This is a genomic window from Stenotrophomonas muris (assembly GCF_052751275.1).
Genome location: NZ_CP199879.1, coordinates 2,675,181 through 2,701,749, shown reverse-complemented (window position 1 = coordinate 2,701,749; position 26,569 = coordinate 2,675,181). Strand labels below are relative to the sequence as shown.

Here is a 26,569-nt window from a genome sequence, read left to right as displayed (position 1 = left end):
TCATGGCCCGCTTCGATTGCAACAAGCGGATGACCGCGTGACCGTATCCACCCTCGCTTTTGTCTTCCCCGGCCAGGGCTCGCAGTCTGTGGGCATGGTGGCCGAGCTGGCCGAACTGCACCCACAGGTGCGTGAAGCCTTCACCGAGGCATCCGATGGTGCCGGCGTCGACCTGTGGGCGCTGTCCCAGGGCGGCCCGGAGGAAATGCTCAACCGTACCGAATACACCCAGCCGGCCCTGCTGGCCGCGAGCATCGGCGTGTGGCGCGCCTGGAACGCCGTGGGCGGTCCGCGCCCGTCGGTATTGGCCGGCCACAGCCTGGGCGAGTACACCGCCCTGGTTGCCGCAGGCGCACTGAGCCTGCATGACGGTGCGCACCTGGTGCGCCTGCGCGGCCAGCTGATGCAGGAAGCCGCACCGGCCGGTGTCGGCGCCATGGCCGCCGTGCTCGGCGCCGAAGACCAGCTGGTGCTGGACGTCTGCGCCGAAGCGGCAGGCAGCCAGGTGGTGGTGCCGGCCAACTTCAATTCGCCGGGCCAGATCGTGATCGGTGGCGACGCCGACGCGGTCGACCGTGCGCTGGCGCTGCTGGCCGAGAAGGGCGTGCGCAAGGCGGTCAAGCTGGCCGTCAGCGTGCCCTCGCACACCCCGCTCATGCGCGAAGCCGCCAACCGCCTGGCCGAAGTGATGGCCGGCCTGTCCTGGCACGCGCCGCAGCTGCCAGTGGTGCAGAACGTCGACGCCCAGGTGCACAGCGGCATCGACGCGATCCGCACCGCGCTGGTCCAGCAGCTGTACCAGCCGGTACAGTGGACCGGGTGCGTGCAGGCGCTGGCTGCCCGTGGCGTCACCCGGATCGCCGAGTGCGGCCCGGGCAAGGTGCTGACCGGCCTGGTCAAGCGCATCGACAAGGCCATCGACGGCCGTTCGCTGGCCACGCCGGGCGACTTCGAAGCCGCCCGCGAGGCATGGTCGGCCTGATCCCCCCTGTTCCTGCCGACCGTACCGGTGGCCGCGGCAAGCGGCACGGGTGCGGCGGTCGCCCCAGCCTGAGGAAAACATCATGAGCAAGCCCCTGCAGGGTGAAATCGCACTGGTCACCGGCGCCAGCCGTGGCATCGGTGCCGCCATCGCCGATCTGCTGGCCGCCCAGGGCGCCACCGTCATCGGTACCGCCACCACTGAATCCGGCGCTGCCGCGATCGGCGAACGCCTGGCCGCCCACGGTGGTCACGGCCGCGCGCTGAACGTCACCGATGCCGCCGCGCTGGACAGCGTGCTCGATGGCATCGCCAAGGAATTCGGCCCGATCTCGATCCTGGTCAACAATGCCGGCATCACCCGCGACAACCTGCTCATGCGCATGAAGGACGAGGACTGGGCGTCGATCATCGACACCAACCTGACCAGCGTGTTCCGCACCAGCAAGGCGGTGATGCGCGGCATGATGAAGGCGCGCAAGGGCCGCATCATCAACATCGCATCGGTGGTGGGCGTGACCGGCAATGCCGGCCAGGCCAACTACGCCGCGGCCAAGGCGGGCATCATCGGCTTCAGCAAGTCGCTGGCCAAGGAAATCGGTTCGCGCGGCGTCACCGTCAATGTTGTCGCACCTGGCTTCATCGACACCGACATGACCAAGGCGTTGCCGGAAGAAGCGCGCACCGCGCTGATCAACGACATCGCCCTCGAACGCCTGGGGTCGCCGGAAGACATCGCCCATGCGGTGGCCTTCCTGGCCAGCCCGGCTGCCGGTTACATCACCGGCGAAACCCTCCATGTGAACGGCGGCATGTACATGCCGTAAGCAAGGGGCGCAGGGATTGCGCCGCAAGTGGTTGATCTGCGGAGGTTTTTGCTGCAATGCAAGGCCGCGCCGGTTTCCACTACACTATCCCACGGCCATCGCCTTTGATGGCGACCACTTTTGAACCACAACTCCATCTGGAGCGAGATCCCATGAGCACCATCGAAGAACGCGTCAAGAAAATCGTCGTCGAACAGCTTGGCGTCAAGGAAGAAGAAGTCACCAACAGCGCATCGTTCGTCGATGACCTGGGCGCTGACTCGCTGGACACCGTCGAGCTGGTGATGGCCCTGGAAGAAGAATTCGAGTGCGAGATCCCGGACGAAGAAGCCGAGAAGATCAGCACCGTGCAGGCCGCCATCGACTACATCAAGGCCCACGTCAAGGCCTGATGTCAGACGGCAGTGCGCGCGCGGGCCCACGCTCGCCGCGCACCGCACCCCATGGGGCCGCAGTTGCGGCCCCGTGTGTTTGAGCATCACACCGAAGCAAACCGCGTTGCCCGTTGAAATCAGCCGGGCCAGGAGAATCAGCAATGAAGCGTCGCGTCGTCGTAACCGGCCTGGGTATCGTCTCGCCGTTGGGCAATGATCTGGCCAGCAGCTGGGAAGGCATCACCCACGGTCGTTCGGGCATCGGTCCGCTGACCAACGTTTCTGATGCCTATCTGGATCGGTTCACCACCAAGATTGCCGGTGAGGTCAAGGGATTCGACATCACCGCCGACAATGAACTGTTCGGCAAGTTCCGGGTCAGCGGCAAGGATGCCAAGAAGATGGACCCGTTCATCCATTACGGCCTCGGTGCCTCGTTCATGGCCCTGCACGACTCGGGCCTGGAGATCACCGACGCCAATGCCGAGCGCATCGGCGCCATCGTCGGCGCCGGCATCGGCGGCCTGCTCGGCATCGAAGAGCAGACCATCGAGTTCCACGAGGGCAAGAAGATCTCGCCCTTCTACGTGCCCAAGACCATCATCAACATGCTGCCGGGCCAGCTGAGCATCATCACCGGCCTGAAGGGCCCGTCGTTCTCGGCGGTGTCGGCCTGCGCGACCTCGAACCATTCGATCGGTACCGCGATGCGCATGATCCAGTACGGCGACGCCGACGTGATGGTGGTTGGCGGTGCCGAGCGTGGCTCGTCGCCGACCGCGCTGGGCGGCTTCTGCGCGATGAAGGCCATGAGCACCCGCAACGATGCCCCGGAACAGGCCTCGCGCCCGTGGGACAAGGACCGTGACGGCTTCGTGCTGGGCGACGGCGCCGGCATCCTGATCCTGGAAGAGTACGAGCACGCCAAGGCGCGTGGCGCGAAGATCTACTGTGAACTGGCCGGCTTCGGCGCCAGCTCCGACGCGTACCACATGACCGCACCGAGCGAGAACGGCGAAGGCGCCGCGCGCTGCATGGCCATGGCCATGAAGGACGCGGGCGTGAGCCCGGAACAGGTGGGCTACCTCAACGCGCACGGTACCTCCACGCCGCTGGGCGACCTGGGCGAGACCATGGCGATGAAGACCGCCTTCGGCGACCACGCCTACAAGATGATGGTCAGCTCCACCAAGTCGATGACCGGCCACCTGCTGGGTGCTGCCGGCGGCGTGGAAGCGATCTTCTCGGTGATGGCACTGCAGGACAACGTCATCCCGCCGACCATCAACCTGCAGCAGCCGGGCGAAGGCTGCGACCTGGACTACGTGCCCAACGAAGCACGCCAGGCCAAGGTCGACGTGGTGATGTCCAATGGCTTCGGCTTCGGCGGCACCAACGGCACGCTGGTCTTCAAGCGCGTCTGACCGAGTTGTAGCGTCGGGCCATGCTCGACGCCGCGTTCTACGGAGCCGCCGCAAGGCGGCTTCCGTGCATCTGAACCCCAGAACTGGCTGCCATGACCCACGCACCGCTGATCCACCCGCTGCCGCACCCGATCGATCTGCTGGCCCTGCAGCAGCATGACCCGGCGCGCTTTCCGCTGCTGATGGAATCCACTGCCTCGGGCACCGCGCAGGGCCGCTGGAGCCTGCTGCTGGCCGCGCAGGGCGATGGCCTGCGACTGGATGCGGATGGCCAGGTGCGCGACCAGCACGACGCGGTGCACGCCGGCAGCTTCCTGCAGGTGCTGGACCGTGCCTGGCAGCGCGAACGCCTGCCGCATGACGGCAGCCACAGCCTGCCGTTCCGCGGCGGCTGGGCGTTGATGCTCGATTACGAAGTGGCCAGCCAGATCGAACCGGTGCTGCCGGCGCGTGCGCGCGAGGACGGCCGCCCGACCGCGCTGGCGCTGCGCTGCCCGGCCGCGGTGCTGCATGACCATCACAACGGCGCCAGCTTCGTCATCGCCGAGGCCGGCGAGCAGGCGTTGCTGGATGCGCTGGTGGCACTGGCCTCGGCCGCGCTGCCCGAGGCCGGGCAGGGCTGGCAGCCGCCGCAGGCGGTGGGCGAGGATGCGCCGCAGCGCTTCACCGACGGCGTGCGTCGGGTGATCGAGTACCTGCGTGCCGGCGACGTGTTCCAGGTGAACCTGTCGCGGCGCTGGAGCGCGCAGTTCGCTGCGCCGGTCAGCCCGCAGGCGCTGTACGCGCAGCTGCGCCGTGCCAATCCGGCACCGTTCGCCGGCCTGTTCAGCGCCCACGGCCGCCATGTGGTCAGTTCCTCGCCGGAGCGGCTGGTGTCGGTGCATGCCGGCCACGCGCAGACCCGTCCGATTGCCGGTACGCGTCCGCGCTTCGAGGGGGACGATGATGCCGCACGCATCCAGGAGCTGGTCGGCCACCCCAAGGAGCGCGCCGAGCACGTGATGCTGATCGACCTGGAGCGCAACGACCTGGGCCGCATCTGCATGCCCGGTACCGTGGTGGTCGACGAGCTGATGACCGTGGAGAGCTACGCGCACGTGCACCACATCGTCAGCAACGTCAGCGGCCACCTGCGCCCGGAGGTCACCCCCGGCGAGGTGATCGCCGCCACGTTCCCGGGCGGCACCATCACCGGCTGCCCCAAGGTGCGCTGCATGCAGATCATCAGCGAGCTGGAGCAGGTGCCGCGTGGTGCCTACACCGGCGCGTTCGGCTGGCTGAACCGCGATGGCGACCTGGACCTGAACATCCTGATCCGCACCGCCGAAGTGGATGGCCGCCAAGTCAGCTTCCGCACCGGCGCCGGCATCGTGGTCGATTCGGACCCGGACAAGGAACTGGACGAGACCCGCGCCAAGGCCCGCGGCCTGCTGCGCGCGCTCGGCCAGCAGGGCTGATCCGGTCGGGGTCGGATCCCTTGCGCACCGCGCGAGGGCTCTGACCCCCGCAGTCATGCCGCCGGGCGTTCATCCACGCATGGCGTGGATCTACTGATCGACCGTTGGCCGGCACGCAGGCGCCACCCCGGTCATGACCCCAATCCATCGGCACGGTATCCTGCACGACGGAATCGAGTTCAGAGGTAATCCATGGCGGGAGCCAAGCGCGGGTGTCTGTTCGTGGTAACGCTGGTGGTGGTGCTGGCCGCCGTCGTGGCCGGCGCGGGCGCGTGGTTTTTCTACCAGCAGACCCGGTTCGCCGATGCCCCGATCACCCCGACCGCCGAGAGCGTGGTCATCGCCAGCGGCGATGGCATGAACAGCGTGCTGCGCAAGCTGCGCGATGCCGGCGTGGACGAGGGCCAGGACACCCAGTGGCAGCTGTTGGCGCGCCAGCTCGATGCGGCCGGCAAACTGAAGGTGGGCGAGTACGCGCTCAGTGGCGAGCTGACCCCGCGCGAGCTGCTGCTGCGCATGCGCGCCGGCAAGGTGCTGCAGCACCGCGTCACCATTGTCGAGGGCTGGAACATCCGCCAGCTGCGTGCCGCACTCAAGCGCGCCGAGCCGCTGCTGCACACCACCGACAACCTGGATGACGCCGCGTTGATGCAGCGCCTTGGCTTCGGTGGCCAGCACCCGGAAGGCCGCTTCCTGCCGGAGACCTACGTTTACCAGCGCGGAGACAGTGATCTGGACGTGCTCAAGCGCGCCCACGCCGCAATGGAAAAGGCGCTGGACGAAGCCTGGGAAAGCCGCGCGCCGGACCTGCCGATCAACACGCCCTACGAACTGCTGACGCTGGCGTCGATCATCGAGAAGGAAACCGCGCTGGCCAGCGAGCGCCCGCAGATCGCCGGCGTGTTCATGCGCCGCCTGAAGATCGGCATGCGCCTGCAGACCGACCCGACCGTGATCTACGGCATCGGTGCCGCGTATGACGGCAACATCCGCCGCCGCGACCTGACCACCGATACGCCGTACAACACCTATACCCGTGCCGGCCTGACCCCGACCCCGATCGCCATGCCCAGTCGCGACGCGCTGATGGCCGCGGCGCAGCCGGCCGCCGGTGATGCGCTGTACTTCGTCGCCGCGGGCGACGGCAGCGGCGCGCACGTGTTCTCGCCCAGCCTGGACCAGCACAACGCCGCCGTAGCCCGCTACCTGCAGCAGCTGCGCCAGCAACGTACCCAGGAGACCCCGGCGCAATGAGTCCCGCGCTGCTTCGCCACCCGCGTTTCGTCAGCCTGGAAGGCGGCGAGGGCGCAGGCAAGACCACCGCCATCAATGCCATCCGTGACTGCCTGCGACGCCACGGCCACGAGGTGGTACTGACCCGCGAGCCGGGCGGTACGCCGCTGGCCGAGCGCATCCGCGGCCTGGTGCTGAAGCCCGATGCCGAGATCGCCGCCGAACCGCTCAGCGCCGAAGCCGAGCTGCTGCTGGTATTCGCCGCGCGCGCGCAGCATGTGCGCCAGGTGATCCGGCCGGCGCTGCAGCGCGGCGCCTACGTGCTGAGCGACCGCTTCACCGATTCCAGCTACGCCTACCAGGGCGGTGGCCGCGGGCTTGACCCGCAGTGGATTGCCGACCTGGAGCGCCGCGCAGTCGGCCTGCTGCCAGGGCTGACCCTACTGCTGGACGTGGACGTGGCCGTCGGCCGCGCGCGCGCCAACGGTCGCGACCTGTGGCCGGACCGCATCGAGAGCGAGCAGGACGACTTCTTCCAGCGCGTGCGCGCCGTGTTCCGCAGCCGCGCACAGCAGGACCCGCAGCGCTTCGCGCTGATCGACGCCGGCCAGGTGCAGGAACGCGTGGCCGCCGATGTGGTCGCACATGTCGAGCGTTGGCTGCAGGAAGGGGAGGGCGCATGAGCACGTTTTCGCCGTGGCAGCAGCGCGCGTTCGACCAGACCGTGGCTGCGCTCGACGCCGGTCGCCTCGGTCATGGCCTGCTGATCTGCGGCCCGGCCGGGCTGGGCAAGCGCGAGGTGGCGCTGGCGCTGGCCGACCACGTGCTGGCGCGGGGTGATGCAACGCATGCCACGCGCACGCGCCAGCTGATCGCCGCCGGCACCCATCCGGACCTGCAGCTGGTCAGCTTCATTCCGAACAAGAGCGGCGACAAGCTGCGTACCGAGATCGTCATCGAGCAGGTGCGCGAGATCACCGACAAGCTGGCGCTGACCCCGCAGTACGGCGTGGCGCAGGTGGTGATCGTCGACCCGGCCGATGCGATCAACCGCTCGGCGGCCAATGCGCTGCTGAAGACCCTGGAAGAGCCGCAGCCCGGTCGCTACCTGTGGCTGATCAGCAGCGACCCGGCACGCCTGCCGCAGACCATCCGCAGCCGTTGCCAGCGACTGGAGTTCAAGCTGCCGCCGCAGCACGAAGCACTGGCCTGGCTGCAGCAGCAGGGCCATAACGAGGCGTTGGCGCGCGAAGCGCTGGACGCCGCCCGCGGCCATCCCGGCCAGGCCGACAACTGGCTGCGCGAAGACGGCCTGAGCCTGCGCCGCGAAGTCGGTCGAGATCTGGAACAGCTGGCCGCCGGCAAGACCGGCGCGGTGGAGCTGGCGCAGAAGTGGTGTGGTGATGACAACGCGGCGCTGCGCCTGCGCTTCGCTGCCGATCTGGCGCTGGCCCAGGCCAGTACCGACGCCTTGACCACGCCGGAGCGATTGCACAAGCTTGCAGCCTGGTTCGATGCGGCCAACCGCACCCGCGACCTGCTGCGCACCACGGTGCGTGCAGACCTTGCGGTGGTCGAGTTGCTGCTGGCCTGGAACAAGGTGAACGAGCGGCCTGCCGCAAGGGGAAATCGATGAGTGCCAGCAACGCCCGCCAGGGCATCCTGTCCCTGGCTGTGAAGGACAAAGCCGCGCTGTACAGCGCGTACATGCCGTTCGTGAAGAATGGCGGCATCTTCGTGCCCACGCCCAAGCGCTACTTCCTGGGCGACGAGGTGTTCCTGCTGCTGACGCTGCCCGATTCCAGCGAGCGCCTGCCGGTGGCCGGCAAGGTCATCTGGGTGACCCCGGCCGGCGCACAGGGCAACCGCACCGCCGGCATCGGCGTGCAGCTGGCCGACGGTGCCGAAGGCGAGGGCGTGCGGCACAAGATCGAGACCCTGCTGGCCGGGCTGACCGGCTCGGACAAGCCGACCCATACGATGTGATTCCGGTAGCGCCGGGCCATGCCCGGCTGCGTGCCCCGAAACGCCGTGAACACGACTGTGAAAAACTGTTGACGGCCTCTGAAAAGCCCCTATAATGAGCGGCTCAGCAACACACCGGGCGGTTAGCTCAGCGGTAGAGCATTGCCTTCACACGGCAAGGGTCACAGGTTCGATCCCTGTACCGCCCACCAAATAGTAGACCTGACTTTTCAGGTGTTACGAAGAAGCCGGCTTTCAGCCGGCTTTTTCGTATGCGCAGAGTAAGTGCATGGAGGTCGTGTCGGCTCCAAGTAACCGGTGACTCGCCGTCAGATGGATATGGGACTCTACTAGCTTACCCTGGCCCGCTTTGACTTTTTCCCTAGCGAAAAGGCTTGTGCGTACATAGTCAAGCAGGTCTCTGCGTTCGATTACCCGCTCCACTATCACCTGTACGCTTTCGTACTCGAAACCCTTCGTGAACTCCACTATCCGTGTCCTTGCAAGTCGATGGTCGAAGTTCGAGGACGTCTGGATGACCGATTTTAGGTTCAGCGCTTTTCGATTCTCATTCGATTGTTGAGCGCAGCCCGACTTCAGAGGCCGATCATCGCCGATTGCGATACCGTCGTCGCTTTACTAGCTCAAATGCAGATATGGCAGCAAAGAAAACTGCATACGCCGCCCACAATCTGAATGATGCGCGAAAGGGATGCGGATTTCCTGATTGAATCGCAATGAAGTAGAGGGCGCCAAGAACGAGAATGCCCCCGGCTTGGTATGCGAGAAAGCCACGTAGTACTGGATTCACTTCTTCTTCTCCATCGTCTTTTGTGCCGCATCTACGGCGGCTCCGGCGGTGCTCTGCCCTAGCTGTGATGCTCCCGCTTGTGTGATCGACTGACGAGGAATTGCGACTCCTGTTGATGCGGTGGTGGAGGCGATGTTCGGGGCGCCGGGAGATGCGGAGCTGCTCAGCCTATTCAGAGCGCCTTTGGCGGCTGGTCCCGCGAAGTCGCCTGCTGCAGCTGCAACACCGGAACCTGCCAGACCACCAACAGCGCCTCCGGTCGCTGCCGTGAGCACTCCACCAGCGGAAATCGGCTCTCCCTTGAGGGCGCTCTCTGCGGCGGCACCGGCGCCGCCAGTGACGAAATTCGCCGCTGCTTGAATGGCAACGGCTCGGCCGACAGAAATCACTCCAGACTCCACGGCTGCGACAGCGATACCGCCCACGCCGCCTGAGACCGAACCCACCCCTGCTGCTATCAATGCCTGCGTCTGATCGATTGGTTTATCCGGATTCATCAGCTTCTGGATGGCAATATTGGACAGGCCCCCCGCTATCGCGCCATAGATGAATGGCAGGGCTGGATTTCGCCCATCTGGATCAGTGAATTTGTACGGATTCCCGTTGGCATACCGATAGCGATTGAACTGGCCTACAGGCTGGTCATACGCTGAGACCGGGTCCACTGAGAGGAAGACTCCCAGCTCCGGATCCATGTATCGCTGTTGCATGTAGCTCAAGCCCGTAGTCGAGTCGCTCACATGCCCTGTGTATCCGGGTCCGTCGGTGACCTGTCCTCCTACCAGGGTCCCATAGGGCTCGTAGTCATAACGCTTTATCACGTTGCCGTTGGCGTCGCTCTCAGCAACAAGGGAGCCAAGGGCGTCGGTATGAATGTAGGTAACCGTCTCCGGACCTGCAGCGTTCGCGGATGGAGGCAGGCCAAGCCCAATTGGCAGCGCAATGTGTAGCCAAGTACTTGCTGCAACCAGTGTTCGGAGACGAACTCCAACCCTTGATGCGCAGGCGGATTCATCGCCCGCGTTCCTTTTGAATGTATGCATCCTTTCTTTCCCCGAAAGCGCTGTCCAAGATGACTTGACTAGGCAGTATGACCGTGGCGTTCGTGCACCGATCCGAGTGGATCATATACCGCAATGGCCGCCTTCGCTGGGTAGAAGAGCCGCGTCCATCCCTGTGCCACCTACCATGTTGCAGAACAAAAAGGGCCTCCAGCAATGGGCCATCTTTGCTGCACGTGCATCAGCCAGGTCTTCCTGCCGCGAATCCCATGGCATGGCCTAGCCCATCCTGTGCAGCGCGCGCGATCTGGCGTGCGGCAACGATCAATCCGTCCCGATGGAAGTCACCGAGTTGATCCTGCGGATCGCTATCCAGGCGCGCACGTTCGGCGGCATGCAGTAGATCCAGTACGGCATTCAAAGCGGCCAGCGAGCGGTCGAGCGAGCCGAAGCCTGTGGCGCTGAGTGTCTGCGGGGTACATGCGCGCCCGGCTTGGTCATCACCGGCGCGGATGGCATCGAGGCAGGAAAGGAACGTTGGGCGCGAAGGCGGCAGCAGTCGCTCCGCTAGAGCGCATTCGATCTCACGCGCAAGGTCTTCGGGCACGTCGGCTGCGACGTCGCCGATAAGCGCGTGCAGGCGGGGATGGATGGCGGTTCGGTTGGTCATGGCGAAACCCTCACTGGCGTAGGGCCACCTTCTGGAGTGAAGGTGGCGGACGGTGCGGGTTGGCGTGCCAAGGCAAACAAGCTTCAAGGGAGAAGAACGCCTGGCGGATCTTGCGATCCCCACGCACCGCCCGCCATTGAGGGCAGTCGGTGCATTCTCTCAACTGCGATTTCTCTCGCAGTCCTTGAAGCCTGTTCGTTTATTCGAGACGCCAATCCCGGCCAAGGCGTCTTGCCTCGGCGCGGCGATCTTCAAGCCGGGCCATCACATCAGTCTGTAAGGAAAGTTCTCAACTGGCCCTAGGCAGGCCAGACGTTTTCCGATGTGTGCCGTCGGACACCTGCGAGTAGTGCGGCCCATCACTGATGGCGCACATCGCCGCCCCTGCCGACCGTGCACGAGACGACTCCAGAGCGGCGCCGCCACGGCAATCGCGTCACCCTGCGCGGCGGAGGCGGGACCATGCCACGCATGGAGCCAGAGGGTTCCATCCCTGCGCTGTCCCGCCGCCCCGGGCAGGCGTAGTCTCAGCCCGTTGCCGTGCCCATCCACTCTGGAGTGCCACCATGCCGCTCGCCCGCATCGATCTTCGCAAAGGTAAATCCGCCGACTACCTGCAACGCGTCGGCGAAACCATCTACCAGGCCATGCGCGCGGTGGGGGTGCCGGAAAATGATCGCTTCCAGATCTTCCAGGAACACGCGCCCGGCACGCTGATCCACGACCCCGGCTACCTGGGCGTGGATCGCACCGACGACTTCATCTGCATCCAGATCACCTGGAACGAAGGGCGCACGCTGGAGCAGAAGAAGGCGTTGTACCTGGGCATCGCCGACGGCCTGCATGCGGCGGTGGGCATCCGCCGCGAAGACGTGTTCATCAATCTGGTGGAGGTGAAGAAGGAGAACTGGTCGTTTGGCAATGGGCAGGCGCAGTACGTGAGTTGATGCGGGAACGGTGCCTGCGCCTGACGCGGTTTGGTCAGGCCATGCGCGGCGACGCCTGCTGTTGTGCCTGTTGCTCGTCCTGCGCCAGCCGGCTTGCGTCGCGGGATTGCTGCTGCACGTTGACCTGCTGATACAGCGTGTCCGCGTCGCCCTGCTGCGTATCGAGCAGGGACAGGCGCTGGCGATTGGCGGCAGGGTCCGGCGAGGCGGTGTCGCCGCTGCGATGCAGGAATACGTAGCCGGGTGCCTCGGCGGTGCTGTTTGAACTGAATGCCACCTGCAGCGTGTCCTTTTCGCTGAAGCCGGCCTGCACCGCCGCGTGGGTCAGATGGCCGGCCAGTCGTTCGTGCTCCTGTCCGGGGGGCAGTCCCTGCTGTTCGCTGGCCTGGGCGAGTGCGGTACGCACTTTCTGGTCCAAGGCATGAAGGCTGTGCCCCGGTGCGCGCGCGTCCGCAGCCAGACGCTCGCCCAAGGGGCCATCAATGCCATCGGTTTCGCTGAGCAGACGCTGCTTCAAGCTGCGCTCGGGCAGGGGATGGGTGGTGGTGCGGTTGAGTTCGCTGTTGGGGAAGGGCGGTTCAATGCTGTCCACGCCATGGATGTTGCGCAGGGGGCGATAACCGTCCTTGCCCTGTGACTGGACGCCCAGCGGAATGCGGACGTCTGGCAGCAATTGGCCGACGGGGCCGCCGATGCTGTTCACGTCCAGGCTGTGCTTGCGCTGGATGCCGGCATGATTCAATGCGTCCCAGGTGAAGTCCACGCAGTTGTGACGCACGTCGGCGTAGTGCTTGCTGAAGCCGTGCGCCACTGGATCGTCGCCGAACGCCTTGAGCTTGTTGTACTGGGCTTCGGTGATTTCGATGGTACGGACATGGGCGGGGTCCTTATAGACTTTCACGTCGTCTCTGACGATGCGCCCGGGACCATTCATGCTGCCATGCTCGACGGGTGCGAAGCCGAAACTCTGCGCCGCTTTACCTGGAGCGTGCAGAACGTAGAACATGTGGCCAGGCCCGGAAGTATCAGGAGTGCCATCGGGCGTCAGCTGCTGCTTTCCCGAATCGGGATCGAGCAGTGGGGTGCCGGGTGCGGCAATGACAATGTCCAGGCTGTAGCGGGGCTTGTTCATGGAAACTCCTTCGTTCCTTCGAATGAATGGTGTCACTTCCCTGCAGGACGCGAGGCGTGCACGACTAGCCTTGCCGAATAGTCTTGCAGTCCTGATATGGCATGGACCGTTTGAATCTGCAGCCGGTATCTGCTGTCGAGCTCCAGCGGCAGCGCTGTCACGTTCAGGAGGTAGCTGCCGTCGCTGCCTGATGCGAGCGAGGCATAGCGCCAGCTCTCAGAGTGGTGCCACGAGGGGAGCGGCTCAACACCGTTGCGCGCGCGTGCCTGATAGCTGTCCTGTGTTGCAATCTCCTGCCAGGTAGTACCTTCCCGACGCTGCAGGGATACTTCGAATGGGATGTTGATACTTGCTATATCGGGCGTGCCCGTTGTAGCTGGACTTCGCCGCTGCAGTTCCAGTTCCACCGCATAAGTGCGGTAGCTGGCAAAATTGCGCGCCGTGGTTTCGAACTCGAACTGCACCTGCTGGCCCGGCGTGTCCACGGCGATGGGCTGTGAGAGTTCCAGCGGCTCTGGCGGTGGGGGCGGCCCCTTGTCGGCACAGGCGGCAAGCAACGCGGTCAGGCCGAGCAGGCTGATGCGCAGCCGGTGTGTGATGCGAGTGGTCATGCGGATCCCTCTGGCTCCTTGCCGTGGCCATCTGAACCCTAACGTTGGCGAGGCGGGGCCTGCAAGCGTAGGGACCGCGGTGCGGTGCACTCACATGTCGCCGCTGGAGGCGAGCCCCTGCGTCACCGTGTCGCAGGGGCCAAACCCTGAACGGGATCCAAGGTTGGCCATCGCCCCGTAGAATGGCGGCGTGTGCCGTTCTGCCCTCCACCGCCGGTTCCAGGCCCTGGCATGGCTTGCCATGCTGCTGGTGCTGCTCGCCCCGCTGGTGAGCCGCTGGCTGGCGCATGGTCACGTGGCTGCCGCTGCGCCGGTGGCGGCCATGGACCACGCAATGCACGCAGAGCACGCGCTGCACGCGATGGAAGGGCACCACGACCATCACGCAATGGCCATGCCGCACGGCGGGGCCACGAAGAAGCCGCCCGCCGATCCACATGCCGATCATGAGATGGGTGTGGACTGCGATTACTGCCTGATCGCTGCACGGCTGATCACCCTGCTGGTGGCGGCCGTGCTGCTGTTGGCGCCGATGGCACCGGTGTGCCGCGCACTGCGCGGCGCGGTGCGGGCGTTGCCGCAACGGATCAGCGGCACATTGGGCGCGCGTGGGCCGCCGGCACTGATGGCCGCCTGAGCCGCACGCGCGCTGCATTGAACGTTCTTCCATGAGGTTGCCGGCCACGGCCGGTGCCCGCACGCGCGTGTCTGTCCCTTTCTGATTGCTGCCCTGCCATTGCGGGGTGGCCTTGCATGCCGTGAAAAAATGAAAACGAACCCCAACTCCGCGCGCCTGCGCCGGGCGACGCTGCCTGTCCTGTGCGCGTTGCTCCTGCACACCGCCCCCGTACTTGCCGCTGACGCGGCCCCACCGACCACGCTGGATACCGTGCGGGTGGTCGATACCCGCAGCGGTGAACTGTCGTCCACCGCCAGCGCGGGCTCTGCGTTGGGCCTGAGCGTGTTGCAGACACCGGCCAGCCTGACGGTAATTTCGCGCGAGCAGCTGGAGCAGCGCGGCGACAGCAACCTCAACGATGCGATCAGCCGAGCGGGTGCGATCAGTGCCATGCCGCATCCGGGCAATGGCCTGAGTGCGCTGTCCAGCCGCGGCTTCACCGACGGTGCCTCGGTGATGCGGCTGTACGATGGGCTGCGCCAGTACGGCGGCGTGGGCATCACGTTCCCGTTCGATACCTGGTCGATCGAGCGCATCGAAGTGCTGCGCGGCCCGGCCTCGGTCATCCATGGCGACGGTGCGATCGGCGGTGTCATCAACATCGTGCCGAAGAAGCCCACGCGTGGGGCGATCGAGAACGAGATCAGCGTGACCGTGGGCAGCGAGGACACCGCGCGGCTGGGCTTCGGCAGTGGTGGCGCGCTGACGCCCGAGCTGGCCTACCGGCTGGATGTGAGCGGCAACTACAGCGGTGGCTGGGTTGATCGTGGACGCAACAGCGACGCGACATTCTCCGGTGCGTTGCTGTGGCAGCCACGTGCGGACCTGCAGCTGATGCTCACCCATGCGCAGGGCTACCAGAAACCCATGCGCTACTTCGGCACGCCGCTGGTCGAGGGCCGCCAGCTGGAGGCGCTGCGCCACCGCAACTACAACGTGGACGACAGCGAGATCCGCTTCCGCGACCGCTGGACCCAGCTCGACGCGCTGTGGACACCGAACGCGAACGTGGAATGGCGAACCCGCGTCTACCAGATCGACAGCCAGCGTGATTGGCGCAATGCCGAGGCCTATGTCTACAACCGCGCTACCGGCTTGATCGATCGCTCGGGCAATACCGAGATCACCCACAACCAGGACCAGACCGGACTGACCTCGACGCTGCGTGTGCAGGGAACGGCGGGTGGCCTGCAGAACAACTTCGCGGTGGGCCTGGACGCCAACCGCGCGCACTTCAAGCACACCAACAACACCTATGCCGGCAGCTCGGGCCCGGTCGATCCGTTCGATCCTGTCCCGGGCCAGTTCGCGAGCGACGCGCCGAACCTGCCGCGCTACCGCAACCGTGCCGAGCAGTACGCGCTGTTCGTGGAAGACCGGCTGGCGCTGAGCGAGCGCTGGTCGGTGCTGGGTGGCCTGCGCCACGACCGCGCGCGCATTGATCGCACCGATCTGATCAGCGGCCAGAACGCGTTCTCGAAGACCTACAGCAGCACAGGCTGGCGTGCGGGTACGGTACTCGCGCTGCAGCCGACGCTGAGCCTGTATGCGCAGTATTCGCAGGCGGCGGACCCGGTCAGTGGCCTGCTGATGATCAGCCCGGCCAACGGCGCCTTTGACCTGGCCAAGGGCCGGCAGATCGAGGTGGGCCTGAAGCAGGCCTTCGACGGTGGCGAGTGGACGCTGGCGGCGTATCGCATCCGCAAGACCGGGCTGCTCAGCCGCGATCCGCTGGTGCCGGATCGCCGGGTGCAGGTGGGCGCGCAGACCTCGCGCGGTATTGAAGCGTCGTTGACCTGGAATGTCGCGCCGCACTGGACGCTGGATGCCAACGCGACGGTGCTGAAGGCCGAGTTCGAGGACTTCCTGGAAACCACGGGTTCGCCGGCGGTGTTGGTGTCGCGCGACGGCAACGTGCCGCCGAACGTGGCCGAGCGCCTGGCCAGTATGTGGTTGAGCTGGCAGTTCGCGCCGGACTGGAGCGCGGCGGGTGGCGTTCGCTATGTCGGCAAGCGCTACGCCGATAATGCCAACACGCTGGAGTTGCCCGGTTACAGCACCACCGACCTCGCCCTGACCTGGCAGGCGGCACCGCACACGCGGCTGTCCGCGCGATTGTTCAACGTGTTCGACAAGGGGTACTACGCCACCGCGTACTACACCAGTACGCAGTGGTTGCTGGGTGCGGACCGGCGCGTCGAATTCACCGTCGACCATCGCTTCTGAGGGCGCTGGCGATGACGATGCGTTCCACCGCCAAGCGCTGGACCTACCTGGTGCATCGCTGGCTGGGCATCGGCGGATGCCTGCTGATGCTGCTGTGGTTCGTCAGCGGCATGGTGATGCTGTTCATTGGTTACCCGAAGCTGACGCCCGGCGAGCGGCTGGCGGCGTTGCCGGTGCTGGGTGAGGCCCGCGACCTGCAGGGGCTGTCGGTACTGCCTGCCGCCGTGCAGGCCGAGCCGGAGGCTGTGGCATTGACCACGCTGCGTGGCGAGCCGGCGTATGTGGTGCGCAGTGGCAGCAACGTGGGCGCCTGGTCTGCCGTGACCGGCCAGGCGCTGCTGCCGGTGTCGGCACAGCGCGCCGAAGCATCCGCTGCGCAGTTCGCGGGCGGCCAGGCCTTCGTGGGTGCGATGCGCGTGAATGAGGATCGTTGGACGCATTCGCGTGCACTGGACGCGCATCGGCCGCTGTATCGGGTGGAGGTGGGCGGCGCGCAGCCGGGCGACCTGTATGTGTCCTCGCGTACCGGTGAAGTGGTGCTGGACGCTCCGCATGTGCAGCAGCGCTGGAACTATGTGGGCGCCTGGCTGCACTGGCTGTACTTCCTGCGCATGCAGTCGGTCGACCCGGTGTGGACGTGGGTGGTGATCGTGCTGTCCGCACTGTGCACGGTGGCGGCGATCAGCGGCATCGTGGTGGGCGTATGGCGCTGGCGTTTCCGTGGGCACTATCGTTCCGGTGCGAAGACGCCGTACGTGGAGTCGTGGATGCGCTGGCACCACCTGCTTGGCCTGATGGCGTCCGCCTTCGTGTTCACCTGGATCTTCAGCGGGCTGATGTCGATGAACCCATTGGGTGTCTTCAGCAGTACGGGTGAAGCGATCGATGTTGAGCACTACCGTGGCGGCGCGGTGGCGGTGGATGGTGCGCTGGGTGATCCTGCGAAGCTTCTGGCGATGGCCGAAGCTGCGCGCTTCCAGCCGGTGGAGATCCAGTGGCGACGGATCGGTGGTGAGCTGTTCGCGGTGTTGCTGGACGGGCAGGGTGATACGCGCATCGTGTCCGGCGGCAATGGGCACCTGCATGTCGCACGGTGGCTGCCGACCGCGTGGTTGCAGCAGAGGGCACGTGCGCTGTCCGCTACACCCATGCAGGGTTTCGTGGTGCAGCATGCAGCGGATGCGTACTTCTACCCGCGTGCGCCCGAGGCCATGAATGGTGCAGCGGTACGTCGCTTCCCGGTGGCAGTGGTGGATTTCGGTGATGCCGAGGCGACACGCGTCTATCTCGATCTGGCGACCGGCGATCCGTTGCTGACGATGGGGCATCGTGAGCGGGTGGGGCGCTGGCTGTTCTACTTCCTGCATAGCTGGGACCTGCCGGCGATGCTGCGCCAGGAAGGTGCCCGGTTGGCGGTGTTGCTGCTGCTGAGCGCTGCCGGCACCGCGTTGTGTGCCACGGCGACGGTGATCGGCTATCGGCGATTGCGGATGAAGCTGCGGCGCAGGCGGCGCTGATGCCCTGGGCTACACCCGCAGCCAACGCGTGGACATCGCCACCAGCAACAAGGCCGTGGCCACGCCGATGAATGCAGCGATCAGGCCGAAGTGGTTGGCGGCAAAACCGATCAGTGCCGGGCCAGCAAGGATGCCGGCAAAGCCCAGCGTGGAAACGGCGGTGATGGCCAGCGCGCCGGGCATGCGGGTCTGGTGGCCAGCCAGCGAGAACAGCGCCGGTGCGATGTTGGCGCAGCCGAGGCCGACCAGCACATAGCCGATCAGCGACGCCTGCCACGGCGTGACCAGGGTCAGCACCAGCACGCCCGCGGCGGCAAGCAACGCGCCGAACACGATCGCGCGCTGGCGGCCCACGCGTGCCACCAGTGCATCACCGAACAGGCGTGCGACGGTCATGGTCAGGGTGAAGGTCACATAGCCGATGCCGGCGAGGCCGGCATCGACGCGGCGCACGTCGCTGAGAAACACCGCGCTCCAGTCGAGCATCGCACCTTCGCCGAGGAACGCGACGAACGCCAGCACGCCGATGAACAGCACGATGCCGTGTGGCAGGGCCAGCATCGGTGTGTCGTGCGGCATGCGTTCGCTGTGCCAGTACGACGCCGACAGCAGCATCACCAGCAGCATGGCGCCAACGCCGATCAGCACGGACGCCAAGGGAGGCAGGTGAGCAGACAGCAGCACGGTCATGGTGGCCGCGCCGAGGAAGCCGCCGATGCTGAAGAACGCATGGAAGCCGGACATCATCACGCGCCGTGCTTCGCGCTCGACGATGACGGCCTGTACGTTCATCGTGCAGTCCATTGCCCCCACGGCGGCGCCGAACACGAACAGGACCAGCCCGAGTGTCCAGGCCGAACCGGCCAGCGCCAGGCCGGGCACGGTCAGGCAGATCAGCAGGCTGCTGGCCACCATCACCCGCCGGCAACCGAGGCGCGCGGCCAGCACGCCGGACAACGGCATCGCCAGCAGCGAACCGGCACCGAGGCAGAGCAGCACCAGCCCCAGCGTGGCGTCGTTGATCCCGGTGCGTGCCTTTGCGAACGGCACCAGGGTGGCCCACAGCGCGGTGGCGAAGCCGGGAATGAAGAACGCAGCGCGGGTCGCGTGCTGTTCGGCACGCGCGCGGTTGGCAACGGACATGAGCGGTACGGTCAGGGGGGAGTGGGGTGTACCGCGATGCCTGCGGCGCGGAAGCGTGCCGCCAATGCGGGCGGTGCGGTGGTGGTCAGCACCAGGTCGTCGATCTCGTCGAGGCTGGCAATCTGCCAGTTGCCGCGTGCACCCAGCTTTTCAGTCGTGGCGGCGACGATGACACGGCTGCTGCAGGCCACCATCGCGCGCTTCAGCGTGGCTTCTTCCGCATCCATTGCCCACACGCCGGTGTCGCCGTCCACCGCGCAGGGGCCGGGCAGGTACACATCGGCGCGCAGGCGCTGCACCTGGGCCAGTGCTTCGGCGCCGACCGCGCCGCCACCGCTGGCCAGGCGCCCGCCGATCAGCTGCACCGAGGTGCCTTCAAGCAGGCTGGCGGCCGTGGCGATCTGTGGCGCGTTGGTGATCACCGTCAAGCCGAGGGCGGCCGGCAACTGCTGGGCGATCGCCAGGTTGGTTGAACCGGCGTCGAGCAGTACGACCTGGCCGGGTTGCAGCAACGCGCAGACGCGGGCGGCCAGCTCGGCCTTGTCGCCGCGGTCGCGGGTCAGCCGCTCGCGCAGCGGGCGTTCCTTGGGCGGTGGCAGCACGGCGCCACCGTAGACGCGCTGGCACAGGCCCTGCGCGGCCAGCTCGCGCAGGTCGCGGCGGATCGAATCTTCGGACACGGCATAGCGGCGCGCCAGCTCGGCGGCAACCACGCGGCCCTGCTGGCGAAGTTCCTCCAGGATCTGCCGGGTGCGCTGGGCGGGGAGGGGGCTGGGATCGGAGCTCATGCTGCAAGTCTGCACGTTCGTGCATTAACGTGCAACAATGTGCATTCGGCGTTGGGACGCAGGGCGGCTGGACTGCCGGTGAATCCGCCCGCGCCCACGTCTATGGATCGCCCTCGCGGCCCGGCATGATGGCGGGGCACCTGGCATGGAATCCCTGATGTCCCCCACCGTTCACCGCAAGCTGCGCATCGGCGCGGACCAGTACACCGGCCAGAAAGTGGTCGACCAGCAGTTCCATGAGTGCGATTTTTCCGGTGCCGACCTGACCGCCACCGAGTTCATCAACTGCAGCTTCTACGATGCCGACAGCCGCAGCGGCTGCCGCTTCAATGGCGCCACATTGAAGGAGGCCAGCTTCCGCAGCTGCGACATCAGCATGTGCCACTTCAACTTCATCAAGGCGCTGGGCCTGGAGATCAGCGAGTGCCGCGCGCAGGGTGCGGATTTCAGCAACGCCAGCTTCATGAACCAGATCACCACGCGCAGCTGGTTCTGCAGCGCCTTCATCAAGAAGTCGAACCTGCGCTATGCCAATTTCTCGCGGGTCACGCTGGAGAAGTGCGAACTGTGGGAAAACCGCTGGGACGGTGCAAACGTCAGCGGCGCCAGCTTTGCCGGCTCGGACCTGTCCGGTGGCCAGTTCGAGGGAATCGACTGGAACAGCGCCAACTTCACCGACTGCGACCTGACCAATTCCGATCTGGGCGAGCTGGACCTTCGCAGCACCAACCTGCGTGGCGCCACGCTGGATGTCCAGCAGGTGGCGCTGTTGATGCAGCGGATCGGCATCACCGTGGTGCCGTAGGCATCAGCCGGCGTACGCCACCCAGCCCTTGAAGCTGAAGCCCGCATAGAACAGCTCCACGTCGTCGAAGCCGGCCTCCTGCAGCAGCGTCACTTCCTGTTCGGGGGCCAGCAGCGGCAGCCGCTCGGCAATGGCGTCGATCGCGCGCTGTGCATCGGCGTGGGCAACGCCGGAGGCTTCGGCGAACGCGGCGTAGCGTTCCAACCAGCGCAGCTTGCCGGCCGGATCCTGCGGCACGCTGTGGTGGGCCACCACCAGCGGTGCGCCGGGCTGCAGGCGCCTGTGCAGCTCCCGCAGCGTGTGCAGGCGCTGCGCGGCGTCGAGGAAGTGCAGGGTCAGCAGGCAGCTGGCACCATCGAAGCGCACGTCGGGGGCATCGTCGATGTAGCCTTCCAGCAACTGCACGCGCGACATCAGCGGGCCCAGTGTCTGCTCGGCCAGGGCCAGCATCGGTGCAGCCGGGTCCACGCCCAGCAGCTGCCAGCCCGGCTGCGCCTCGGCAAAAGCCTTCAGCTCCAGCCCGCCACCGGCGCCCAGCACCAGCACGCGGCCCTGCGCAGGAACGTGTTCGGCCAGCAACAGGCGACTCATCTGCTGCAACGCGAGGAAGCCCGGCACTTGGCGCAGCGGGCCCTCGGCATAGCGGGCAACGGCCTGCGGATCGGAGAACGAAGACATGCGTGCATTCCTGCAACAGGGACATACCACTGTACCGTGGCATGCAAGTGCCTTTGCCGCGGGTCGCTCCTGCCTGCGCTGACCGGCTTGCATCCAGCTCAGCGCAACGCCCGCGCCAGCACCTGCCAGATCCTCGGGTCCTGGCACTGCGAGACGTTGAAGCGCAGATAGTCGGCCGCGCGCTGCGACTGGCTGAACGCGTTGCCCGGCGCCAGCACGATGCCCTCGCGCAGGCATTGCCGCGCCAGTGCGGCGGCGTCGCGGCCGTCGGGCAGCTGGCACCACAGGAACAGGCCGGCTTCCGGCTGCAGCCACGGCGTGATGCCCAGCGCCTGCAGTTTCCGCAGTGTGTGCCGGCGTGCATCGGCCAGGCGCGAACGTATCGACTGCATGTGGCGGCGGTAACCGCTATCGGTCAGCGCGATGTGCATCAACTGCGCGGCCAGATGGCCGCCGCCAAAGCTGGTCGCCAGCTTCAGGTCGGTCAGTGCTTCTATCCAGTCGTGGCGCGCAGCGATGTAGCCGCAGCGCGACGCTGCCGACAGCGTCTTGGAGAAACTGCCGACGTGGATCACCCGTGACAGTCCATCGAGCGCGGCCAGCCGCGGTGCCGGCTGCAGTTCGAAGTCGGCGAAGATGTCGTCCTCGACGATGATCAACTCGCTGCGTTCGGCCAGGCCCAGCAGGCGGTGCGCGGTGTTGGCCGAAAGCACCGCGCCGGTCGGGTTGTGCAGGCCGGAATTGGTGATGTACAGCCGCGGCGAATGCGCCTGCAGGGCTTGCGCGAACGCCTCCAGGTCCGGGCCGCTGTGCGTGTACGGCACGCCGATGGCCTGCACCTGGTGCGCCTTGAGCAGCGCGTGGTAATTGAAGTAGCTCGGGTCATCGACCAGCACGCAGTCGCCGGGCTTGAGCAGGAAACGGCAGAGCAGATCGACCGCGTGCGTACCGGATTCGGTCAGCAGGATCTGCTCCATCGGTGCATCGATGCCAAGCGTGGCGCTGCGCCTTTGCAGCAGCTGGCGCAACGCGGGCAGCCCGAGCGGACCGGCGTAGTCCACCAGTTGCATGGCATCGGCACGCGCCAGCCGGCGCAGGCCGCGGCGCACGCCATCGTGATACAGCCAGTCACTGGGCATCCAGCCGCACCCTGGCTTGAGATCGCCCGCGGGCGTTTCCAGCGATTGCCGTGATACCCACAGCGGATCCACCGCGCGATCCAGCCGCGGCTCCATTTCAGCCAGCGCCAGCGGTGCGGCCGGGCCACTGACGTAGAAGCCCGAGCCTGCGCGCGCACTGATCAGGCCTTCGGCCGCCAGGCGCTCGTAGGCCTCGACCACGGTGGAGACTGAAACCCCCATGGTCGCCGCCTGCGCACGTACCGAAGGCAGGCGGGAGCCGGGGCCATCCACCCGTGCACTGATGCGGGTGCGGACGGTCTGGATGACCGATTCGATGCGGGTGAGCGGGCGCGGCATGGTGGAACCGTAGTGGAAGTGTGGGCAGTACAGTTACTTGCGGCTGTACTGGATTGTAGCTGGGGTCGTTCCGCGCCGGATGCTTCCATACAGGTGCAGCCGGGCATCGTCCGGCACCTTCAGGAGTACAGGCGTGGAACGGTCGGTGAGTGGTTGGATCAATGGCTTCATCGGTGTGGTGATCTTCGCCGGCTCATTGCCGGCCACCCGCCTGGCGGTGCTGCAGCTGGATGCCGGGTTCGTCACCGCCGCACGCGCCACCATCGCCGCGGTGCTCGGTCTGGGGCTGCTGCTTCTGCTGCGCCAGCCATGGCCGCGGCGCGGCGACCTGCCGGGGCTGGTGGTGGTCAGCCTCGGCGTTGTGGTCGGCTTCCCGCTGCTGACCGCGCTCGCGCTGCGTCACGCGTCGTCGGCGCACACCATCGTGTTCCTTGGCCTGCTGCCGTTGAGTACAGCGGTGTTCGGCGTGCTGCGCGGTGGCGATCGGCCGCGCCCGGCGTTCTGGCTGTTCTCGTTGCTGGGCAGTGCCTGCGTGGTCGGCTATGCCGCGCGCAACGGAATCGAAGCCTCGTTGCAGGCCGACCTGCTGATGCTGGCGGCGATCGTGGTGTGCGGGCTGGGCTACGCGGAGGGTGGTCGGCTCGCCCGTCATCTGGGCGGCTGGCAGGTGATCAGCTGGGCACTGCTGCTGGCGTTGCCGGTGATGCTGCCGCTGACGGTGCTGATGCGCCCGGCCTCGTTCACCGCGGTCGGTGCCTCGGCGTGGTGGGCACTGGGCTACGTGGCAGTGTTCAGCATGCTGATCGGCTTCCTGTTCTGGTACCGCGGGCTGGCCCAGGGCGGCATCGCTGCCGTCGGCCAGCTGCAGCTGCTGCAGCCGTTCTTCGGCCTGGCCCTGGCCGCGCTGCTGCTGCACGAGTCGGTCAGCCTCAGCATGGTGCTGGTGACTCTGGTCGCGGTGATCTGCGTCGCCGGCGCGCGCCGCTTCAGCCGCTAGGAAAAAGGGGACGGAGGGGATTAAGTCGTTTCAGGCACAGCAGGGCCAATTACGACTTAATCCCCTCCGTCCCCTTTTCCGGGGTGCTGCGGAAAAGGTGCGCAACGGCGTAGTCGATGAACACCCGCAAGCGTGCACTGGGATGGCGCCCGCCGGGCCACAGCAGCGAGAACTGCCCCTGGTGCGTGGGCAGTGTGGGCAGCACCTGTTGCAGGCGGCCATCGGCCAGCGCGTCAGCGGCGAGGAAGTCAGGCATCCAGGCCAGGCCCATGCATCCGATCGCAGCGGCCAGCACGGCCTCCATGTTGTTGCAGGTCATCGCCGTGGGAAGGCGCGCCCCGGCGTCGCCTTCGATGCCGGGCAGCTGCCACGGATGCAGCTTTCCGGTGGTGGGGTAACGGAAGCGCAGCGCGGTATGCATGCGCAGGTCGCCCACATCGCCGGGCGTTCCATGCATCTGCAGATAGCCCGGCGCCGCACAGAGGATGAAACGAAAACCCCCCAGCCGCCGTGCGGTCAGGCTGGAATCAGCCAGTTCGCCACTGCGTATCACCGCATCCAGGCCTTCGCTGACCACATCGACGATGCGGTCGTTGAAGTCCAGTTCCAGCTGCACCTGCGGATAGCGTTGCTGGAAGCCGGGCAGCACCGGCAGCAGGAAGCGGTAGCCGATGGTGGGCAGGCCGATGCGCAGCAGCCCGCTGGGGGCGTGCTGTCGCTGCGCCAGGTCCGCCTGTGCTTCGGAAAGCTCGTCCAGCGCACGCCGGCAGCGTTGCAGCAGCAGTTCGCCTTCGTCGGTGAGATGCACGCGGCGGGTGGTGCGCTGGAACAGGCGCGTGCCGAGTTCCTGTTCAAGCCGGGCGATGCGCTTGCCGACGGCCGAGGCTGACAGGCCGAGTACGCGGGCGGCACCGACAATGCTGCCGGCCTCCGCGGTGCGGACGAAGGCGAGCAGGGCGGAGATGGAGTCCATGCTTGGATGATTGCGGAACATCTCGCCGCAATCAACATCCACCGAGCCTGTTTTTCTGGAATAGCGGCCTGTCCATCATCAATGCCCCCTGATGGATGGAGGCCCGCATGGCCCCGGATTCGATGCTCCCTGTACCTGTCCGCGCGCAGCAGCGCTGGGCGCTGCTTGCGGTCTGCCTGGCCGCGCTGGCGTTGCCGTTGTCCTTCTCTGCCGGTGCAGTCGCGGTGCCGGCGCTGGCCCGTTCCGCGGCGGCTTCGCCCACCGCGCTGGCCTGGGTGACCAACGCCTTCATGCTCACCTTCGGCAGTCTGTTGCTCGCTGCGGGCGGCTTGGCCGATCGATATGGCCGTCGGCGGCTGTTCCTGCTGGGCACGGCGGGCTTCACCACCGCCACCGCCGCCGTCTGCCTTGCTCGCACGCTGCTATGGCTGGATCTGGCGCGCGGGTTGCAGGGCGTTGCCGCGGCGGCGGCGCTGGCATCCGGCACGGCGCTGCTGGCACAGGCTTGGCAGGGGCCGGCGCGTGCCCGTGTCTTCGCCCTGCTGGGCACCACGTTCGGCATGGGGCTGGCGCTGGGGCCCCTGCTCGCGGGCCTGCTGCTGCAGACATTGGGATGGCGCAGCGTGTTCGCCGCGGGCGGTGTGCTCACGTTGGTGGCCTTCGGCCTGGGGGCACGCGCGTTGCCTGAAAGTCATGGCGAGCGCCGACCACTGGATATCGGCGGCATGCTGAGTTTCAGCCTGACGCTGGCGGCGTTGACCCTGGCGCTGCTGTGGCTGGGCGAGTTCGGCCTGCATGCCGCGCGCGTGCGGCTGGCGCTGCTGGTGACGCTGCTGTTGGGCGGGGTGTTCGTCTTCATCGAACGGCGGCACCCCTCACCGTTGCTGGACCTCTCACTGTTCTCACAACCGGCGTTCCTCGGTGTCCAGCTGCTGCCGGTGGCGACCTGCTTCGGCTACGTGGTGCTGCTGGTCGTGTTACCTGTGCAACTGCTGGGCGTGCATGGCCAGAGCGCGACGCTGGTGGGACTGCAGATGCTGGCGCTGTCCGCGCCGATGCTGGTCCTGCCGATGCTGGCCGCGCGTTGGGCGGAGCGCGTGGGAAGTGCGCGGTTGTGCACGCTGGGTCTGCTGGTGTGTGCCGCCGGCCTGTACCTGTTGTCGCGGCAGGCGTCGCACCCGTCGCCCTTGCAGTGGGTGCCGCTGCTGATGCTGGTCGGCGCAGGCACGGCTTTGCCGTGGGGGCTGATGGATGGACTGTCGGTGAGCGTGGTACCGGTGCAACGTGCCGGCATGGCCGCAGGCATATTCGGAACCGTGCGGGTGGCCGGCGAAGGCATCGCGTTGGCCGCAGTCACTGCCTTGCTTGCGCTGCTGATCGGCCATCAGCTGCAGGGCGCGTCGCCGGCATCGCTGGTGCGTGCCGGTGCCTATCTGGCCACGGGGGCGCGGGAACAGGCGCAGGCACTGCTACCGACGATGAGCCGCATGCAGCTGCAGCACGCCAGTAGTGAGGCGCTGGCGACACTGCTGCGCGTACTGGCGCTGCTGACCGCCGCCTGTGCCGCCGTGTTGCGCCTGTTGCTGCGGAAAAGGACAGGTGCCTTGGTCGGGGACATGGTGTAGCAGGCTCATCGCCGCCTCCGCCGTCATCCCGCTGTCGTGTCCCGCTCACGCCGCCTATGCCCACCCGGGCCTAGTGTTGATCGTCCCCGTCCCCCACGGAGACCCGCCATGTGGCTGCTCGACCATCTCTGGCCCAGCCGTCGACCCCTTCCTCCCCCGGTCGAGGACGCGCCACAGGCACCGTCACGCCGGCCCTGGCTGAAACGCCCGGCGCGGGCCGGGCGCAG

25 protein-coding genes and 1 tRNA gene are annotated in these 26,569 nt (G+C 66.7%); 17 read left to right on the top strand and 9 right to left on the bottom strand.

All coding sequences use genetic code 11. The annotated features are described in order from the left end of the window. Window positions 1–37 precede the first annotated feature (37 nt). From fabD to ACUVWL_RS12525, 10 genes are all read left to right on the top strand, one after another. A complete protein-coding gene (fabD, locus tag ACUVWL_RS12570; RefSeq protein WP_032958546.1) occupies window positions 38–982 on the top strand; it encodes an ACP S-malonyltransferase in 945 nt (314 codons plus the stop codon). A gap of 82 nt (window positions 983–1,064) precedes the next feature. Beyond that, window positions 1,065–1,808, top strand: coding sequence for a 3-oxoacyl-ACP reductase FabG (gene fabG / locus ACUVWL_RS12565; protein ID WP_005408312.1), 744 nt, complete (start codon window positions 1,065–1,067; stop codon window positions 1,806–1,808). A 152-nt stretch (window positions 1,809–1,960) separates the two neighbouring features. Then, window positions 1,961–2,200, top strand: a complete 240-nt coding sequence (gene acpP / locus ACUVWL_RS12560; protein WP_005415509.1) for an acyl carrier protein — start codon at window positions 1,961–1,963, stop codon at window positions 2,198–2,200. Window positions 2,201–2,343: 143 nt separating this feature from the next. Continuing rightward, window positions 2,344–3,606: a beta-ketoacyl-ACP synthase II gene (gene fabF / locus ACUVWL_RS12555; RefSeq protein WP_032958543.1), complete on the top strand. Its 1,263-nt coding sequence runs from the start codon at window positions 2,344–2,346 to the stop codon at window positions 3,604–3,606. A gap of 92 nt (window positions 3,607–3,698) precedes the next feature. Next, entirely contained in the window at window positions 3,699–5,063 is a 1,365-nt protein-coding gene (locus ACUVWL_RS12550) for an aminodeoxychorismate synthase component I (protein WP_445978397.1), read from the top strand. Window positions 5,064–5,255: 192 nt separating this feature from the next. Further along, on the top strand, window positions 5,256–6,317 hold the full coding sequence (gene mltG, locus ACUVWL_RS12545) for an endolytic transglycosylase MltG (RefSeq protein WP_445978396.1): 1,062 nt from the start codon (window positions 5,256–5,258) through the stop codon (window positions 6,315–6,317). Continuing rightward, window positions 6,314–6,979, top strand: a complete 666-nt coding sequence (gene tmk, locus ACUVWL_RS12540) for a dTMP kinase (RefSeq protein ID WP_032958538.1) — start codon at window positions 6,314–6,316, stop codon at window positions 6,977–6,979. The genes mltG and tmk overlap by 4 nt, the downstream gene beginning before the upstream one ends. Beyond that, entirely contained in the window at window positions 6,976–7,932 is a 957-nt protein-coding gene (locus tag ACUVWL_RS12535) for a DNA polymerase III subunit delta' (protein ID WP_445978395.1), read from the top strand. Before tmk ends, ACUVWL_RS12535 begins: the two co-directional genes overlap by 4 nt. Next, window positions 7,929–8,282, top strand: a complete 354-nt coding sequence (locus ACUVWL_RS12530; RefSeq protein ID WP_005412452.1) for a PilZ domain-containing protein — start codon at window positions 7,929–7,931, stop codon at window positions 8,280–8,282. The genes ACUVWL_RS12535 and ACUVWL_RS12530 overlap by 4 nt, the downstream gene beginning before the upstream one ends. Before the next feature lie 116 nt (window positions 8,283–8,398). Further along, window positions 8,399–8,473: transfer RNA gene (locus ACUVWL_RS12525), tRNA-Val, on the top strand. 595 nt (window positions 8,474–9,068) lie between these two features. Here the strand turns inward: ACUVWL_RS12525 and ACUVWL_RS12520 are convergent. Both ACUVWL_RS12520 and ACUVWL_RS12515 read right to left on the bottom strand, forming a co-directional pair. After that, the gene (locus tag ACUVWL_RS12520; RefSeq protein ID WP_080281850.1) at window positions 9,069–10,115 is read right to left on the bottom strand and encodes an RHS repeat-associated core domain-containing protein; all 1,047 of its coding nucleotides are present in this window, start codon (window positions 10,113–10,115) and stop codon (window positions 9,069–9,071) included. A 199-nt stretch (window positions 10,116–10,314) separates the two neighbouring features. Next, on the bottom strand, window positions 10,315–10,743 hold the full coding sequence (locus ACUVWL_RS12515; protein ID WP_445978394.1) for a hypothetical protein: 429 nt from the start codon (window positions 10,741–10,743) through the stop codon (window positions 10,315–10,317). Window positions 10,744–11,309: 566 nt separating this feature from the next. Here ACUVWL_RS12515 and ACUVWL_RS12510 point away from each other — a divergent pair. Continuing rightward, window positions 11,310–11,690, top strand: a complete 381-nt coding sequence (locus ACUVWL_RS12510) for a tautomerase family protein (protein ID WP_014646195.1) — start codon at window positions 11,310–11,312, stop codon at window positions 11,688–11,690. A gap of 34 nt (window positions 11,691–11,724) precedes the next feature. Here the strand turns inward: ACUVWL_RS12510 and ACUVWL_RS12505 are convergent, their stop codons facing one another. Together ACUVWL_RS12505 and ACUVWL_RS12500 are read right to left on the bottom strand one after the other, a co-directional pair. Further along, the gene (locus ACUVWL_RS12505) at window positions 11,725–12,822 is read right to left on the bottom strand and encodes an XVIPCD domain-containing protein (RefSeq protein WP_014646196.1); all 1,098 of its coding nucleotides are present in this window, start codon (window positions 12,820–12,822) and stop codon (window positions 11,725–11,727) included. A gap of 32 nt (window positions 12,823–12,854) precedes the next feature. Further along, a complete protein-coding gene (locus tag ACUVWL_RS12500; RefSeq protein ID WP_032958533.1) occupies window positions 12,855–13,433 on the bottom strand; it encodes a hypothetical protein in 579 nt (192 codons plus the stop codon). A gap of 241 nt (window positions 13,434–13,674) precedes the next feature. On the opposite strand from ACUVWL_RS12500, the gene ACUVWL_RS12495 reads away from it, so the two are divergent. The 3 genes from ACUVWL_RS12495 to ACUVWL_RS12485 all read left to right on the top strand — a co-directional run bounded on the left by ACUVWL_RS12495 (window position 13,675) and on the right by ACUVWL_RS12485 (window position 17,855). Beyond that, a complete protein-coding gene (locus ACUVWL_RS12495) occupies window positions 13,675–14,070 on the top strand; it encodes a DUF2946 family protein (RefSeq protein WP_014646198.1) in 396 nt (131 codons plus the stop codon). A gap of 129 nt (window positions 14,071–14,199) precedes the next feature. After that, window positions 14,200–16,338: a TonB-dependent receptor gene (locus tag ACUVWL_RS12490; protein ID WP_445978393.1), complete on the top strand. Its 2,139-nt coding sequence runs from the start codon at window positions 14,200–14,202 to the stop codon at window positions 16,336–16,338. Window positions 16,339–16,349: 11 nt separating this feature from the next. After that, the gene (locus ACUVWL_RS12485; RefSeq protein WP_227864271.1) at window positions 16,350–17,855 is read left to right on the top strand and encodes a PepSY domain-containing protein; all 1,506 of its coding nucleotides are present in this window, start codon (window positions 16,350–16,352) and stop codon (window positions 17,853–17,855) included. Between the two features lie 9 nt (window positions 17,856–17,864). Here the strand turns inward: ACUVWL_RS12485 and ACUVWL_RS12480 are convergent, their stop codons facing one another. Together ACUVWL_RS12480 and ACUVWL_RS12475 are read right to left on the bottom strand one after the other, a co-directional pair. Continuing rightward, window positions 17,865–18,998, bottom strand: coding sequence for an MFS transporter (locus tag ACUVWL_RS12480; protein WP_227864272.1), 1,134 nt, complete (start codon window positions 18,996–18,998; stop codon window positions 17,865–17,867). A gap of 11 nt (window positions 18,999–19,009) precedes the next feature. Next, a complete protein-coding gene (locus ACUVWL_RS12475; protein WP_014646202.1) occupies window positions 19,010–19,786 on the bottom strand; it encodes a DeoR/GlpR family DNA-binding transcription regulator in 777 nt (258 codons plus the stop codon). 157 nt (window positions 19,787–19,943) lie between these two features. Between ACUVWL_RS12475 and smqnr the strand changes: the two genes are divergently transcribed. Continuing rightward, a complete protein-coding gene (gene smqnr, locus ACUVWL_RS12470; RefSeq protein WP_014646203.1) occupies window positions 19,944–20,591 on the top strand; it encodes a SmQnr family pentapeptide repeat protein in 648 nt (215 codons plus the stop codon). Window positions 20,592–20,594: 3 nt separating this feature from the next. Here the strand turns inward: smqnr and ACUVWL_RS12465 are convergent, their stop codons facing one another. Both ACUVWL_RS12465 and ACUVWL_RS12460 read right to left on the bottom strand, forming a co-directional pair. Beyond that, on the bottom strand, window positions 20,595–21,269 hold the full coding sequence (locus ACUVWL_RS12465) for a class I SAM-dependent methyltransferase (protein ID WP_227864273.1): 675 nt from the start codon (window positions 21,267–21,269) through the stop codon (window positions 20,595–20,597). 98 nt (window positions 21,270–21,367) lie between these two features. After that, entirely contained in the window at window positions 21,368–22,747 is a 1,380-nt protein-coding gene (locus tag ACUVWL_RS12460; RefSeq protein ID WP_069117551.1) for an aminotransferase-like domain-containing protein, read from the bottom strand. 133 nt (window positions 22,748–22,880) lie between these two features. On the opposite strand from ACUVWL_RS12460, the gene ACUVWL_RS12455 reads away from it, so the two are divergent. Beyond that, a complete protein-coding gene (locus tag ACUVWL_RS12455) occupies window positions 22,881–23,744 on the top strand; it encodes a DMT family transporter (protein ID WP_445978392.1) in 864 nt (287 codons plus the stop codon). Window positions 23,745–23,793: 49 nt separating this feature from the next. Here the strand turns inward: ACUVWL_RS12455 and ACUVWL_RS12450 are convergent, their stop codons facing one another. Then, window positions 23,794–24,717, bottom strand: a complete 924-nt coding sequence (locus ACUVWL_RS12450; RefSeq protein ID WP_058979452.1) for a LysR substrate-binding domain-containing protein — start codon at window positions 24,715–24,717, stop codon at window positions 23,794–23,796. 107 nt (window positions 24,718–24,824) lie between these two features. Here ACUVWL_RS12450 and ACUVWL_RS12445 point away from each other — a divergent pair, with 107 nt between their 5' ends. Beyond that, the gene (locus ACUVWL_RS12445; RefSeq protein ID WP_445978391.1) at window positions 24,825–26,342 is read left to right on the top strand and encodes an MFS transporter; all 1,518 of its coding nucleotides are present in this window, start codon (window positions 24,825–24,827) and stop codon (window positions 26,340–26,342) included. Window positions 26,343–26,569: the final 227 nt, after the last annotated feature.